The sequence below is a fragment of the Streptomyces cellostaticus genome (genome assembly GCF_001513965.1).
Classification (GTDB): domain Bacteria; phylum Actinomycetota; class Actinomycetes; order Streptomycetales; family Streptomycetaceae; genus Streptomyces; species Streptomyces cellostaticus.
Genome location: NZ_KQ948049.1, coordinates 25656 through 39646, shown reverse-complemented (window position 1 = coordinate 39646; position 13991 = coordinate 25656). Strand labels below are relative to the sequence as shown.

General features: G+C 70.0%; 9 protein-coding genes. 6 read left to right on the top strand and 3 right to left on the bottom strand.

The genetic code is table 11. The features are described from left to right. Positions 1–483: 483 nt before the first annotated feature. The 3 genes from AQI88_RS37540 to AQI88_RS46275 all read left to right on the top strand — a co-directional run bounded on the left by AQI88_RS37540 (position 484) and on the right by AQI88_RS46275 (position 3866). Positions 484–957, top strand: a complete 474-nt coding sequence (locus tag AQI88_RS37540) for a hypothetical protein (protein ID WP_067008864.1) — start codon at positions 484–486, stop codon at positions 955–957. A gap of 11 nt (positions 958–968) precedes the next feature. Next, entirely contained in the window at positions 969–3230 is a 2262-nt protein-coding gene (locus AQI88_RS37535; RefSeq protein WP_067008861.1) for a DUF6571 family protein, read from the top strand. Between the two features lie 63 nt (positions 3231–3293). Beyond that, a complete protein-coding gene (locus AQI88_RS46275) occupies positions 3294–3866 on the top strand; it encodes a hypothetical protein (protein WP_159050491.1) in 573 nt (190 codons plus the stop codon). Positions 3867–4245: 379 nt separating this feature from the next. Here AQI88_RS46275 and mycP read toward each other — a convergent pair whose 3' ends face one another. Together mycP and eccB are read right to left on the bottom strand one after the other, a co-directional pair. Beyond that, positions 4246–5490 carry a type VII secretion-associated serine protease mycosin gene (gene mycP, locus AQI88_RS37525; RefSeq protein ID WP_067008855.1) on the bottom strand — a complete coding sequence of 415 codons (1245 nt, stop codon included), beginning with the start codon at positions 5488–5490 and terminating at the stop codon, positions 4246–4248. 11 nt (positions 5491–5501) lie between these two features. Then, the gene (eccB, locus tag AQI88_RS37520; protein ID WP_067008852.1) at positions 5502–7031 is read right to left on the bottom strand and encodes a type VII secretion protein EccB; all 1530 of its coding nucleotides are present in this window, start codon (positions 7029–7031) and stop codon (positions 5502–5504) included. A 196-nt stretch (positions 7032–7227) separates the two neighbouring features. Between eccB and eccE the strand changes: the two genes are divergently transcribed. The 3 genes from eccE (at position 7228) to AQI88_RS37505 (ending at position 12974) form a co-directional block, all read left to right on the top strand. Continuing rightward, positions 7228–8565: a type VII secretion protein EccE gene (gene eccE, locus AQI88_RS37515; protein WP_079058058.1), complete on the top strand. Its 1338-nt coding sequence runs from the start codon at positions 7228–7230 to the stop codon at positions 8563–8565. Positions 8566–8579: 14 nt separating this feature from the next. Next, positions 8580–9356: a hypothetical protein gene (locus AQI88_RS37510; protein ID WP_067008923.1), complete on the top strand. Its 777-nt coding sequence runs from the start codon at positions 8580–8582 to the stop codon at positions 9354–9356. A gap of 312 nt (positions 9357–9668) precedes the next feature. Continuing rightward, positions 9669–12974, top strand: coding sequence for an SCO5717 family growth-regulating ATPase (locus AQI88_RS37505; protein WP_079058057.1), 3306 nt, complete (start codon positions 9669–9671; stop codon positions 12972–12974). A 67-nt stretch (positions 12975–13041) separates the two neighbouring features. Here the strand turns inward: AQI88_RS37505 and AQI88_RS37500 are convergent, their stop codons facing one another. Further along, complete coding sequence (locus AQI88_RS37500; protein ID WP_067008846.1) at positions 13042–13989, bottom strand: bifunctional riboflavin kinase/FAD synthetase; 948 nt, start codon at positions 13987–13989, stop codon at positions 13042–13044. Positions 13990–13991: the final 2 nt, after the last annotated feature.

Genomic DNA, 13991 nt, shown 5'->3' with positions numbered 1-13991 from the left:
CGGATCTATCCCTGACCACTGTAGTCACTGTGCAATTCCTGGCCAACTGAGCTCTGCGACGGTTCAGTTGCAAAGGTGTCCCGAAGTGACCGAGTCCGGAGCCACCCAAGACCGACAAGGCGGTCAATAACGGCGGAAGTGCACCCCGTATCTGCGCAGAAACTTCACGTGCGTCCAGCGACCCAAGCTTCGCGCACCACCGGGACGGGGTCTTTGCAACCACAAAACCAGCCCATGAAGGACCGGTCGCCGGGTTACCGAACAGTTCGATCGACGACGAGGGGCAGCAGCAGGGAAGGCGCGGATCGGAAGGGCGCGAGTTCCCGCCCGCAACGCGGCGCACCCGTCAACGTCCGTACGCCTACCGCGAATCTTCACAGCAGACAAACAACAGATAACGGACATGACTCAGTCTTTCCCTGGCCATGGTTGCTAACTTGACCCGGCACCGGAGTATCCACGCACGGGGGAAGGGGTCCTTCCATGGCATGGGACGAGTGGGAGCAACTCAAGGCCCGGGCGGTCGAGGGTAAATCGCCCAATATGCGCCTCAACCAGCTACCGGCGGACGGCGGAGGGGGCGGGACCGGAGACCTGGTGGTTCACCAGGACGACCTGGGTGCCGTCGGGCATGAGGCAAACATCCTTTACGACGACGTAAAGAGTCAGGCCGACATCGCTGCCGCCGGAGCCGGCAAGGGCTCGACCGGCTCGACGATGCAGGCCGCGGCGACTCTGAAGTCGCACGGGTTCCAGACGGGCAGCGCCCTGGAGACCACCGTCGAGATGTGGACCTCGCAGGTGAAGTCCGTACTCCAGGCATGCGCCCACATCTCCGACCACCTGGACTACACCCAGAAGTTGCACGCGGAGGACGACGCCAAGATCGGTGCCGTGCTGCGTGGCCGTGACGGCTCAGCCGTGTCCGTGTCGCAGCTCAACGAGTACTTCAAGTAGGAGCACCTCCGATGGCTCTCACATTCACGGATCTCGTTGAGGTCGACCTCGGCAAGCTCGCCACCGCCGTGTCGGACTGGCAGAAGGCCGTCGACGGCCTGAAGAAGTCGGCAGAGAGCGCCCGTACGGCGATGCAGGCCAAGTCGGACTCGGCGAAGTGGGCCGGTGTGAACGCGACGGTGACGCGTGAGTTCGTCGCCAAGACCGCCAAGGAGGTCTCGGATCTCCACACCGAGGCCAACAGCATCTACCAGGTGCTCGAGGACGGGCACACCGAGCTCGAGTCGCTGCAGAAGCAGATGAAGACCGCCGTCCAGGTGGACGCCCCGCAACTCGGTGTCCGTGTCGAGGACATCGGCGACGGAAAGGTCCGCTCCTACTTCCCTCACATTCGCGGCGACAGCGACGAGCGCACCCAGGAACAGCTCGACCAGAAACAGGCGTTGGAGGACCGGATCAACCGGATCCTCGCCCACGCCGGGGAGATCGACGCCTCGGTCGCCCGGGCGCTGGCGAGGAGCCATGGGAACGATCCCTGCAACGCGGGCCACAGCAAGTACGAGTCCCTGAACGACGCCGAGGTCGAACGGGCCGTGGAGCTGGCGCGCAAGGGCGACAAGATGTCCGACGCCGAGCTGGGCGAGCTCAACGAGCTGTTGCGTTTCAACTCCGGTGAGAAGGATGGCGAGTTCGCCACCGAGTTCTATCAGGGACTCGGAGGGCCGGAGAAGGCGCTGCAGTTCTACGCCGAGGTGTCGATCGACGGCACCAGCGGCGACGCGACCAAGACCCGGCTCAACGAAGTGCAGGACCTGCAGAAGGTCATGGGATACACCCTCGCCAACGCCACGGACCCGGACCACAAGCACCATCTCTCCGACAACTGGGGCGCGGAGTTCCGCCGCCTCGGCACCCAACAGATCGGCTGGGAGAGGGGGCAGTGGAACAAGCCGTACGGCTACCAGGTGCTCGGTGGTCTGCTGCGTTACGGCAACTACGACTCGCGGTTCCTCAACCCCATCGCGGAGCACATCACCCAGCTCCACAAGAAGGACCCGTACTTCTTCCTGTCGAACAAGCCGACAGGCAATCCGGACACCTACGGCTTCAACCCCTCCGGCGAGCTCGGCACCGGCAACGAACCACTCAACAGTGTCCTGGAGGCACTGGGACACAGCCCCGAGGCCTCGGAGAAGTTCTTCAGTCAGCCGCCAACCGCGTACAACGAGGACGGCACGGTCAAGAAGGACGGCAAGCTGGGCTTCGACTCGTATCTCGACCTGCTCACCGACAAGGACTTCGAGTGGACGGCGGATACGAACAGCGCGAATGTTCTCGCCGACGAGGACAAGGCCAAGACGGTCATGGGCTACGGCCCTGACGCCCTCGGCCACGCCTTGGAGGCGGCGACCACCGGCCAGCCCTATGGAAGTGACGCCGTGTCGCCGCCGCACTCCAAGGAGGCAGCCGACATCTTCCACAAACTCGTCGAGCGTTACGGCACCAACGCCGAAGACCTGGATGACTCACCCTTGCGTGACAGCCTTGGAAACATCACCGCCGACTACATGCGGGATGTGCAGGGGGCGTTCATGGGGGACGGGGGCACCGTGGTGGGAACCCATGGGGCCGACGCTCACCTCGGGAACTTCGACGTGAAGACCAACCCCGAGGGTCTTTCGCCCGGTGTGCTCAAGAACTTCCTGGGAGCGGTCGGAAAGGATCCCGATGCCTACGGGGCCATCGTCACTTCTCAGGAGTCGGTGACCACGGACCTCGTCAACGACGCATTCCACAATGCCGATAAATACAAGGAGCTGGCTCCGGAAATCGCCAACCGGGTCAGCCCCGGGGGTGAGATCGCCGGCATCATGGCGGAATCCCGCACGCAGGCAGTCGTTGACGAGAAAATCGCCAAGGACGCGGAATTCAATGAAGGCGTTGCCACGGCCGACAAGTGGGCTGGGCGCATCATCGGGATGGGCATCGGCAAGATTCCGGTGGGCGGTGAGGTGGCCGGTTGGGTGGTGGAGGACATCCAGGAATCGGTCGTAGAAAACTTCACCAAGGATTCCAGTCCTGAAGCCCTGAAGGATCGGGATGTATTCCTGGAACAACAGCGGGCGAGTTCAGCACAGTCGATCTACGACGCCACGTACACGGCCGCCAAGGAAGCTGGCTACAACGAGACCAATGCGAATAGTCAGGCCCTGGCCGCCAAGCGAGAGATCGAAGATTCCTACGGTCTGGGGCGCCAGAGAACAGGGAAGTAGTAGCTCGTGAATGCGACTGAAAAGCGGAGCCCACGATTCACGTTGTGGATCACTCTGGCCGTCATGGGGGTCCTCGCTGGGGCCGGAGTGACGGCCTGGCAGATGTGGCCGTCCGAAGAGGCCACCGTCGCCGTACCGGCGCATGTGTGCGAAAGCGCTCTTCCGGGAGCGGATGTGAAAGCACTCTTGCCAGCGAAGGGAAAGCAGTTCGCGGAATGGCATACCGGCACCTTCAACCCAGAAGGGGGGAGCGCCTCAAAGGTACCCGGAACATGCAAGGTGTACGGCGGGGGGAAGTCGGTAACGATCAAGCACAGCCTCTATGCCGGATCGGACTACACCATGAAGGACGTGGCTCGCGACGCGAGTTCCAAAGGCGCCACTCGGATCGCTCTCGGTGAGGCCAAGGGGTTCCACGAGGGGGACACCACTTACCTCTTTGTCGACTGCTCTTCCGTGCAAGACGAAACAAAGGCGCTGGTAGAAGTCGATATCACCTACCAGAAGACGACAGACCGGGCCGTAATCCAGAAGATGGCTTCGCTCGCAGCCGATACCCTTCGGCTTGAGGCTCAGAAACTGTGGACTTGTGACGGCGCGGACGGCCTACCGAAGGGCAGTCCTCAGGTCGGCTGACCCGCCTCAGACCGCTGTGTCTGTCGAAGCAGACCAAAGCGGGTCCCCAAGTTCAGACCCGTGTACATCATGGGCCTCGGTGAGCAGAGCGATGCTCAGGTTCCGTCACCGTGTCGCTGGCGACTCCTGATGCCTCCCAGGCGCTTCAACGTCGCCGGGCCGGTGAGCGTGGCATCCACGCCCGAGTCAGGGGTGTGGGTGCCCCCGTTTCGGGTGACCTCATCCTCGATCTTCAGGGCGTAATCGCCGTCGAAGTCGGCCGGATCCTCGGGGGCCGAGGGATTGAGGGATTCGCGTCAGGCTCGTACGCGGTCCGCCTTTGCACAGGCCATCAGTATCAGGGCGGCGGACAGGGCGAAGAGCAGGACGGTCATCGACGTCATGTCCGGGCTTCCAGGGCTCGGCGCCTGCGGCGCGCGTCCCGCGCCGCCACCGCTCCCCCGCTCAGTCCCGCCACCAGCACCCCCACGCCCACGGCCACGTACGTGGCGATGCGGGCGGTGCGTTGCTGGGGGGTCTCGCCCAGAGTGAGTTTCGCCGGGGTCGGAGCCTCCGCATGGGTGAGGCCTGCGTCTGAGCGGGGGGACTCGATCGGGTGATCGTCCTCCGTGAGGGCGCGGACCGGGTCCACCACGCCCCAGCCGACCAGGCGGTCGTGGCCGGCGATGGAGCGTTCCGCTGTCTGCTCGATCTGGGCGACGACCTCGCGGGGCGTCCACTTGGGGTGCTTGGCCTTGATGAGTGCGGCCACGCCGGCCACGTACGGCGCGGAGAAGCTGGTGCCGTTGTCGGAGCAGTGGCCGCCCTTGGGGACCGTGGAGATCATGTCGACGCCAGGGGCGGCTACGCCGACGAAATCGCCTGACTGGGAGAAGGCCGCGCGTTCGTTGTTGCGGTCGGAGGCGGCGACGGCGAGGACTCCGTCCCAGGAGGCGGGGTACGTCTTCTTGACGTTGCCGCCCAGGCCGTCGTTGCCGGCCGAGGCGACCACGACGATGCCTGCGTTGAGGGCCTCGTTGACCGCATTGTGCAGGTCGTCGCCCGGTGTCACGGCGTTCGCCGTGTCCTGGGAGATGTTGATGACCTGGGCCTTGACCTTGATCGCGTGCTGGATCGCGTTGGCGAGGGTGGTGGCCGTTCCGTGGCCCTCCGCGTCGTTCTGCTTGATCGGGATGATGGTGGCCTCGGGGGCCAGGCCGACGAAGCCCGTGCCCTTCATGGGGCGGGCGGCGATGATGCCGGCCACGCGGGTGCCGTGGCCGACCGTGTCCGTGGTGGGCTTGGACTTGGCGCCCTCGACCGGCTGGTGCTTGCTGTCCTTCGGGGGCAGGAGGTTCACGCCCAGGGACCCGTTCACCGCGTGGGTGAGCTGTGGGTTGGTCGTGTCGACGCCCGTGTCGATCACGGCCACCTTGACGTTCTTGCCCTTCGACTGGCTCCACAACTCGTCGAGGTTGACGCGCTGGAGAGCCCAGGGCGTGCCCGCGTACTTGTGGTTGGTCTTGGAGAACGTGCACTGGTCGGAGCCGGAGTCCGCGGTGGCCGCCGGCGCCGACAGCACGGTGGCCAGCAGGGTGGCGGCGGTCGTCGCCAGGATGGTGCGGGTGCGGAATGTCGTGGCCATCGGCGCAGCCCTCACGAACCCTGCGGCTGGCGTGCCGCCGCCGTCGACAGGCGGGGGCCCGTCGGCAGGAACTCGGACCAGGCCGCGGGGACGGGGGCGGGGGCCACGTCGGCGTAGCCGAGGCGGGTCTGCGCCAGCTTGGCCTCCTGCTGGAGCTCCTTGCGCTGCTTGGCGGTGAGGCCGATGCCCTTGTCGTCGGTGGCGCTGTCGTCGTTGGACTGCAGGGCGTAGCGCAGGCCGGTGTCGGTGACCAGGAAGAGCGGTCCGTCCTTGGTCGCCGAGCCCTGGAACTGGCGGTAGAGCTGGCCGGAGCCCGCGGTGACGTACGCGCTGGTGGAGCCGGTGGGCAGGACCGCCGGGAAGTCCTTGCCCGCCCAGGTGCTCAGGGTCGTCCGGCCGCTGCCGGAGTCGACGTGTTCCAGGACGTTGCAGACGGTGTTGCGGCTGCCGGTGGTGGTGGAGGCGTCGTTGACCGCGCTGGGCTTCTCGGTGGGCCACTTGTGCGCGGAGGCGAACGGCTGTCCCCGCTCGATGGCGCCTGCGCTGACCTCCTGCGGGTGTCCGGCCTGGCCGAGCTTCACGAGGTCCTTGCTGACGAGGAGCAGCTGGGCGACGAAGTCGGAGACGGGGGCGACCCGCCCGGGCAGTACGACGAAGTACTGCTCTTGGCCGTTGACCGGTGCCTGGAGGACCATGCCGACGCGGTTGGCCTGCCCGTCCAGCTGACCGGGGGCGTTGGCCGGGGCACTCGGGGTGCCGGTGATCGGCGGGAAGTCGATCGGGTCGCCCTGGTGCAGGGTCGCGATCCACTCGTCGGTGACCTGCTGCGGCTTGCGGTCGGCGCCGACGAGGGTCTGCAGCAGCAGGGGGTCGGTGGCCTTCACCTGGTAGGCCCAGCCCTGCGCGTCGACGACGTACTGCTTCTTGTCCGGCGTGGCGACGTAGAGGAGTTCACCGCCGCGCAGCTTCGCGTCGGGACCTTCGGTCTTCTGCTGGTCGCGCTTGGCCAGGACGAAGGCGGCCTTCTGGATGGAGCTGCCGCTGCCGCTCGGGCGTTCACAGACGGCCCACCGCTTGGCCGCGCCGGCCTCCTGGCCGGAGGGCAGCCGGTCGGGGGCGTAGGGGATGCCGATGGTGACGCCGTGCGGGATCTTGCCGTTGTCGAGGATCGACTCGTCCACGGTGACGACGTCGACATCGCTCTGAGTGTTCAGGACGAGCTTGGCCGACGCCATGTTGAGGACCGGGTGGAGCTGGGTCTTGTGGTCCGTCGTCAGCACCACGTACCGGGTGGTGGACTTGCTGGCGATGATCACCTTCTGTCCTGGAGTGTCCCAGCCCTGCGGGGCCGTCGGCTTGAACATGCCCCAGGCCCCGAACGCCGCCAGGACGACCACGCCGACGATCGCGCCGGGCAGGACGGCGCGCAGCGGCCGCGGCGCCCCTTCGTCCGAGGCATCCGGTGACGACTGCACGAACGACGCGAGCATGCGGCGCTTCGCGAAGGTGTAGGCGTTGAGTTGGTCCCGCCGAGATGCCATCTGTGCCCGTTTCTCCCCGTGTCTCACGCGGAGTGCGCCCGGGGAACCGCTCCCCCGCCCTCCGTTGTCGGACCCGGCCCCTACTATGCCTGGTACGGGGCGAGTCCTGTGGAGCGGGTAGGGTACCTGGGCCCTCAAGGGTCGTGTGCAGGCGCCTGGTTCCAGCGAGTTGTGAGCAAAACGGGGGGATGGAGTGATGGCTTCCGGAACGCGGACGCGATCGCGCGGCCGTTCGGCGGCACGAGGCCGGGCGGATGCGTCCGCGTCGGCACCGCGCGGGGCGTCCGCTCAGCGCGGCGCGGCGCAGCAGCCGGTCACGCTCGGTCTCAGGCCCCGACCGGGTCAGGCGGGTTCGTTCCGTTTGCAACGGATCGTGCTGGTGGAAATCGCGGCCGCCGTCCTGCTCGTCGGCTGGGCCGTGGGCACGCTCGCGCTGGTGCCTGCCGCGGTCGTCGCCGTAGCCCTGGTCCTGCTGGCCTTCGTCCGGCGCCGGGGCCGTTCGCTCCCGGAGTGGTTCGGCACCGCACGGGAGTTGAAGGCACGCCGGCGCCGGGCCGCGAACACCCCGATACCGCCGGGTACGGAACCGGCCCTGGTACCCGCCCTGGAGTGCGAGCCCGCGCTGCGGACCTACTCCTACGGGGCGCGTGACCGGCGGCCGGCCGGGATCGTCGGGGACGGGACCTTCGTCACCGTCCTGCTCCAGGTGGAGGCCGACGCGACCGCGCTGCGCGCCGAGCGGAGCCGGCAGCCGTTGCCGCTGACGCTGGTGCGGGACGCGCTCGAGGTGGACGGGATCCGGCTGGAGTCCGCACAGATCGTGCTGCACACGCAGCCGGCGCCGGCGCTGCATCTGCCTCAGCAGTCCGTGGCCGTCGCCAACTATGTGCCGCTCCAGGAGCAGACGGGCGCCCCGGCGGTACGCATCACCTGGATAGCGCTGAAGCTCGACCCGGAGCTGTGCGCCGAGGCCGTGGCCGCGCGCGGGGGCGGGCTGCTCGGGGCACAGAAGTGTGTCGTGCGGGCTGCCGACCATCTCGCGAGCCGGCTGACCGGGGCGGGGTTCCGGGCCCGGGTGCTCGACGAGGAGGAGCTGATCGCCGCGCTCGCCACCTCGGCCTGCGCCAACCCGCTGGTCACCGCCGAGGCGGGGCGCAGCGAGGCGCGGGAGCGGCGGACCGAGGAGTCCGGACGCAGCTGGCGGTGCGACAACCGGCGGCATACGACGTACTGGGTCAGGCGGTGGCCCCAACTGGGCGGCGGCCGCGGTGAGTCGCTGCCGCAGTTCGTCGCCCGGGTGACGGCCATACCGGCGCTGGCCACCACCTTCAGCCTCACCCTCGCGCGCGGTGAGCGTCAGGAGGTGTCGCTGTGCGGGCACCTGCGGGTGACCGGGCGCAGTGACGACGAACTCGTGGCCGCGCGCCGCGCCTTGGAGGGCGCGGCGCGGCAGGCCGGGGCCGGGCTCGCCCGGCTCGACCGTGAGCAGCTGCCCGGCATGCTGGCCACGCTGCCGCTTGGAGGTGTGCGGTGACGACGATCCCGACGATGGCGACGGCTCCTTCCGGGGCTCCGGGCACGGCAGAGGTCTCGTCGGCCTCCGGGCTGCGAGGGGTGGGTGAGCGACTGCGGCACGGGCTCGGGCTGATCGGGCCCCGCCACGGACGGCACTCGCTGCCGGTGCAGCAACTGGAGGCGCTCGCCCTGCCCATCGGGGACGACGGGGTGGTGGCCGGTGTCGATGCCGAGGGGCAGCCGGCCGTGCTGGGGATCAACCGCCCCACGCCCTACGACGTCGTGCTGATCGGCGGTCTGTGGACGGCGCAGGTGCTGGCGCTGCGTACGGCGGCGACGGGTGCCCGGGTTGCCGTGGAGACCGGTCGGCCGCAGGCCTGGATACAGATGGTGCACGCCATGGGCGGCGGGCAGAACGGGCTCGCCGTGTACGACGTGGGGCGGGTGCCGCCGCAGGGCGCGTCGGCCGGGACGCCGGTGCTGGTGGTGCGGGACTGCGGTATGCGGCCGCCGCGCGGGCGCACGGTGTCGGGGCCCTGGCAGTCCGTGCTGACCCTGCTGCCGTATCTCAGCCCGGTCGCCCCCCGGCTGCTGCGGCAGGCGCGGCTCGCCGGTATCCAGCGGGTCTCGCCTGACGAGGCAGCGGAACTGGGGCGCACCATGGGGCTGTCCCGGACCGAGGTGGAGTCGCTGCCCGCGCTGCCCGACGGCGTGACGCTGTGGTGCACCGACCGCGACCGGCAGTATGTGATGACCCAACCCACCGATGCCGAGATCGGATTGTTGGGCACACCGCGCCGGATGGACTGAACTGACCTTTATCGTCCCATTTGTTCAACGCTTGCTCGTTGCTCGTGCGTGGTTTCTTCGTGGTTTCTTCGTGGTTTGTACGCGGCTTGTGCCGATGCGCGTGTGCTGAGAGGTGGGCGGGCCTGCCGAGGTGTGCCTCGTGGTGATTAGGCTGGGAGCGGGCGCGATGCCAGAAGCCCGTGGACCAGGCGTCGTCGGCCCAGGGGGAGGGCCGGTGGATCGGACTGCCTCGAACGACCACGGACGACGTGAACGACACGACATGGTCGCCCCGGCACGGCATGAGGGTGCTCGACCACACCAGGAGGAACTGTGAGCAGCGATCGGGACGGGATCCGCGGGGGCTGGGCCACACCCGGCGATGACCAGCCCGACGCGGAGTCGGCCTTCGAGACCACCGGCGAGTTCACCATCGACTACGCCCCGCCCGCCTGGTACACGCAGAACGCGTCCGGGACCTCGGGAGGCGCCGGCATCGCGGGCGGTTCGGCTGCGGGCGGCTCCGCCGGTCCGGGCGAAGCGGGTGGTGCCGACGGTTCGATCGGTTCCGGCACCTCGGGTGCTCCGGGTACTCCGGGTACTCCGGGTACTCCAGGTGCTCTGGGTGGTGCGGGTGGTCCGGGTGGTTCCGGGGCTTCGCAGCCTCCGCCGTTCCCTCCGGCAGCGCCCCTTCCGGGGCTGACTCCGCCGCCGCAGGCGACTCCGTCGGCCGGGACGGCGGCACCCGGGGCGCCGTTCGCCTCGCCGGCCCCGCCGGCTCCCCCCGCACCCGCGCCGGGTGCGCCCTACGCTCCGCCCGCTCCCCCTGCACCCGCGCCGGGTGCGCCCTACCCGCCGCCGGCTCCGGTCGCGGGTCCCGGGGCGCCGTATGCTCCGCCCGCGCCGCCGGCCGGGGATCCGGTTCCGGTGCCGAAGCTGCCCGCCGGGTTCGAGCTGCAGCAGCCGCAGCCGCAGGCCGAGCCGTCCCAGCCGGCGGCTCCGGCTCCGTTCACCGCGGTCGTTCCGGAACCGGAGCCGGACAACGGGGACCTGGAAAGCGGGGCGACCATGCGGTTCTCCGCCGTCGCCCTGAAGCGTGAGATGGCCGAGATCGCGGAACGTGCGGCTGCCGAGGCCCAGACCGCCGGGTCCGGGAACGAGGCTCCCGCGGAGGGTGCCGAACCGGTCACCGCGGACGCCACGGGCGTCGACGGTGCCGAGGCTGAGGCAGCGGAGGCAGGGACCGAGCCGGAGGCGTCCGCGACGGGCGACTCCGCTGCGGCAGCCTCCGAGCACGGTGCCGAGAAGGACAGCGCGGAGGGTGCGGCCACCGCGGCTCCGGATGCCGGGGGGGCGGACGCCGATACGGCGGTGCCCTCCGAGTCCGCCGAGGAGTCCGTGCCCGAGACCGAGACCGGGGCCCAGCCCACGGCCGAGGGCGAGGACGCCCCCGAGGCTGCCGAGGCTGCGGCTGCCGCGCCGTCCCAGGGCAGCACGGCCGCAGACGCCGAGCCCGAGACGCCGGAGCCCACGGACGCCGTGGCGCAGAACGTCGCGCCTCAGGACAGCGCACCCCAGAACGCGGCTCCGGCGGCCCCCGCCGTCCCCCAGGACACACCGCCCGCCTGGGCTCCCCCGCCGGCGCCGCAGAGCGGCATGCCCCCGCTGCCGCCGTCGTACCAGCCCGCCGCCCCCGCCCCGGCGGCCCAGTGGCCCGCGCAGGCCGCGCCGCAGCAGCCGGGCCCGATGCCCGGTCAGCCGCAGTCGGCTGCCGCCCAGGGTCCCGCGGGCGTGCCCGGACAGCAGCCGCCGTTCCAGCCGCAGGCACCGCAGCCCGCGCCCGCCGCCTGGAACCAGCCCGGTGCCCCCACCCCGCCGTCTCCCGCGCAGCCGGTGCCGCAGCACGGCCAGCCCTATGCCCCGGGGGCCCCCGGCGTCCCCGGCCCCACGGCCGACCAGCCCCCGGCACCGGCACCTCAGCCGACCCCGCCGAGCGGTTACGGCTTCCCGCAGCCCCCGGCGCCCCAGCCGACCCCCAACGGGCCCACCCCGCCGTCCGGCTACGGCTTCCCGCAGCCCGGCACCCCCAACCCCCAGGCCCAGCCCGGCGGTTACGGCTTCCCCCAGCCGGGACCGCAGCCGACCCCCAACGGGCCCACTCCGCAGTCCGGCTACGGCTTCCCCCAGCCGGGACAGCAGACCCAGCCCCCGCAGAACCCCGAGTCCGCCCAGGCCGCCCAGGCCCCGCTGCCGCCCGCCGACCCCCGTACCGGTGCCGCCTGGCCGCAGCCGATTCAGCACGACCAGCGGCAGCCGACCAACCCGGGTGCCGCGCCGCTGGGTTACACCGCGGCCGTGGAGCTGTCCTCGGACCGGCTGCTCAACAACAAGAAGCAGAAGGCGAAGAGCGGCCGGCCCGCTGCCGCCGCGTCCCGCTTCAAGCTGGGTGCGAAGAAGGAGGAGGCCGAGCGGCAGCGGAAGCTCGAACTGATCCGCACGCCGGTGCTGTCCTGCTACCGCATAGCGGTCATCAGCCTCAAGGGCGGCGTCGGCAAGACGACCACGACCACCGCCCTCGGCTCCACGCTCGCCTCCGAGCGCCAGGACAAGATCCTCGCCATCGACGCCAACCCGGACGCCGGTACGCTCGGGCGGCGCGTGCGCCGGGAGACGGGGGCCACCATCCGTGACCTCGTCCAGGCGATCCCGTACCTCAACTCGTACATGGACATCCGGCGGTTCACCTCGCAGGCGGCCTCCGGCCTGGAGATCATCGCCAACGACGTGGACCCGGCGGTGTCCACCACGTTCAACGACGAGGACTACCGGCGCGCCATCGACGTGCTCGGCAAGCAGTACCCGGTCATCCTCACCGACTCGGGCACGGGCCTGCTCTACAGCGCCATGCGCGGGGTGCTCGACCTCGCCGACCAGCTCATCATCGTCTCGACGCCGTCCGTGGACGGGGCGAGCAGCGCGAGTACGACCCTGGACTGGCTGTCCGCGCACGGGTACGCCGACCTGGTGTCGCGGTCGCTCACCGTCATCTCCGGGGTCCGCGAGACCGGCAAGATGATCAAGGTCGAGGACATCGTGTCGCACTTCGAGACCCGCTGCCGCGGTGTGGTCGTGGTGCCCTTCGACGAGCATCTGGCCGCCGGTGCCGAGGTCGACCTCGACATGATGCGGCCGAAGGTGCGCGAGGCGTACTTCCACCTCGCCGCCATGGTCGCCGAGGACTTCGTACGGCACCAGCAGATGCACGGGCTGTGGACCAGCGACGGCAACCCGCCGCCGGTGGCAGCCCCGCCGATGCCCGGACAAGCGATGCCCGGACAGCCGATGCCGGGCCAGCCCTATCCGCAGGGGCAGCCGTACCCGCAAGGGCAGCAGCCGTACCCGCAGGGGCAGCAGCCGTATCCGCCTCAGCAGGGCCAGCCGTACCCGCAGGCCCCCGGCCAGGAGCTGTACACCGGTCCGCCGCAGCCCTATCCGGCGCAGCCGGCCCAGCCGCAGCAGCAGCCGCACCCGCAGGCGGCCCCGGGCCAGCCCTACCCGCCGCAGGCCCCCGGTCAGCCCTACCCGCCGCAGCAGGGCCACCCGCAGCCTCCGCAGGAGCAGCAGCCGCCCCAGCAGTAGGACGGCATGACGAAGGGCGGCCGGTGCGTGTTCCGCACCGGCCGCCCTTTCGCTGTGCGAAGAGGACTTACTCCTCCGCCGCCACGATCTCGCGGCACCGCTTCACGTCCTCGGCCATCTGCTCCAGCAGGGCCTCCAGCGACTCGAACTTCGCCTGGCCGCGTACGTACGCGAGGAAGTCGACGGCGACGTGCAGCCCGTACAGGTCGAGGCCGACGCGGTCGATGGCGTACGCCTCCACCGTGCGCTCGGTGCCGTCGAACTGCGGGTTGGTGCCGACGGAGATCGCGGCCGGCATGACCTCGCCCTGCGCGTGCAGGTAGCCGGCGTACACGCCGTCGGCGGGGATCGCGGTGTGCGGGAGCGTCTCGACGTTGGCCGTGGGGAAGCCCAGCTCGCGGCCGCGCTGGGCGCCGCGCACGACCACGCCCTCCACCCGGTGCGGGCGGCCCAGGATCTCGCGGGCGCCGGCCACGTCGCCCTCGGCGACCAGGCGCCGGGTCAGGGTCGAGGAGAACGGCTCGCCGTTGCCCGCCTCACCGGTGACGTACAGGTCCACGATCTCCACCTCGAAGTCGTAGATCTTGCCCTGCCCGACGAGGAACTCCACGTTGCCGGCGGCCTTGTGGCCGAAGCGGAAGTTCGGGCCCTCGACGACCGCCTTGGCGTGCAGCTTGTCGACCAGGACCTTGACGACGAAGTCGGCGGGCGACAGCTTCGAGAACTCGGTGGTGAAGGGGAGGATGAGCACCGCGTCGACGCCCAGCTCCGCCATCAGCTCAGCGCGGCGGTGGTGCGGGGCGAGCAGGGGCGGGTGGCTGCCGGGGCGGACGACCTCGCTGGGGTGCGGGTCGAAGGTGACGACGACGGCCGGGACGCCCAGCTCACGGGCGCGGTCGACGGCGTGCTTGATGATCAGCTGGTGGCCGCGGTGGACGCCGTCGTAGGAACCGATGGTGACGACGCTGCGCCCCCAGTCCTGGGGGATGTCCTCCAAGCCACGCCAGCGCTGCACTG

Excerpts from the sequence above, each read along its gene's own strand:
- AQI88_RS37540 (WP_067008864.1), top strand. The coding sequence starts at position 484 with ATGGCATGGGACGAGTGGGAGCAACTCAAGGCCCGGGCGGTCGAGGGT.
- AQI88_RS37535 (WP_067008861.1), top strand. The coding sequence starts at position 969 with ATGGCTCTCACATTCACGGATCTCGTTGAGGTCGACCTCGGCAAGCTC.
- AQI88_RS46275 (WP_159050491.1), top strand. The coding sequence starts at position 3,294 with ATGGGGGTCCTCGCTGGGGCCGGAGTGACGGCCTGGCAGATGTGGCCG.
- mycP (WP_067008855.1), bottom strand. The coding sequence starts at position 5,490 with ATGGCCACGACATTCCGCACCCGCACCATCCTGGCGACGACCGCCGCC.
- eccB (WP_067008852.1), bottom strand. The coding sequence starts at position 7,031 with ATGGCATCTCGGCGGGACCAACTCAACGCCTACACCTTCGCGAAGCGC.
- eccE (WP_079058058.1), top strand. The coding sequence starts at position 7,228 with ATGGCTTCCGGAACGCGGACGCGATCGCGCGGCCGTTCGGCGGCACGA.
- AQI88_RS37510 (WP_067008923.1), top strand. The coding sequence starts at position 8,580 with ATGGCGACGGCTCCTTCCGGGGCTCCGGGCACGGCAGAGGTCTCGTCG.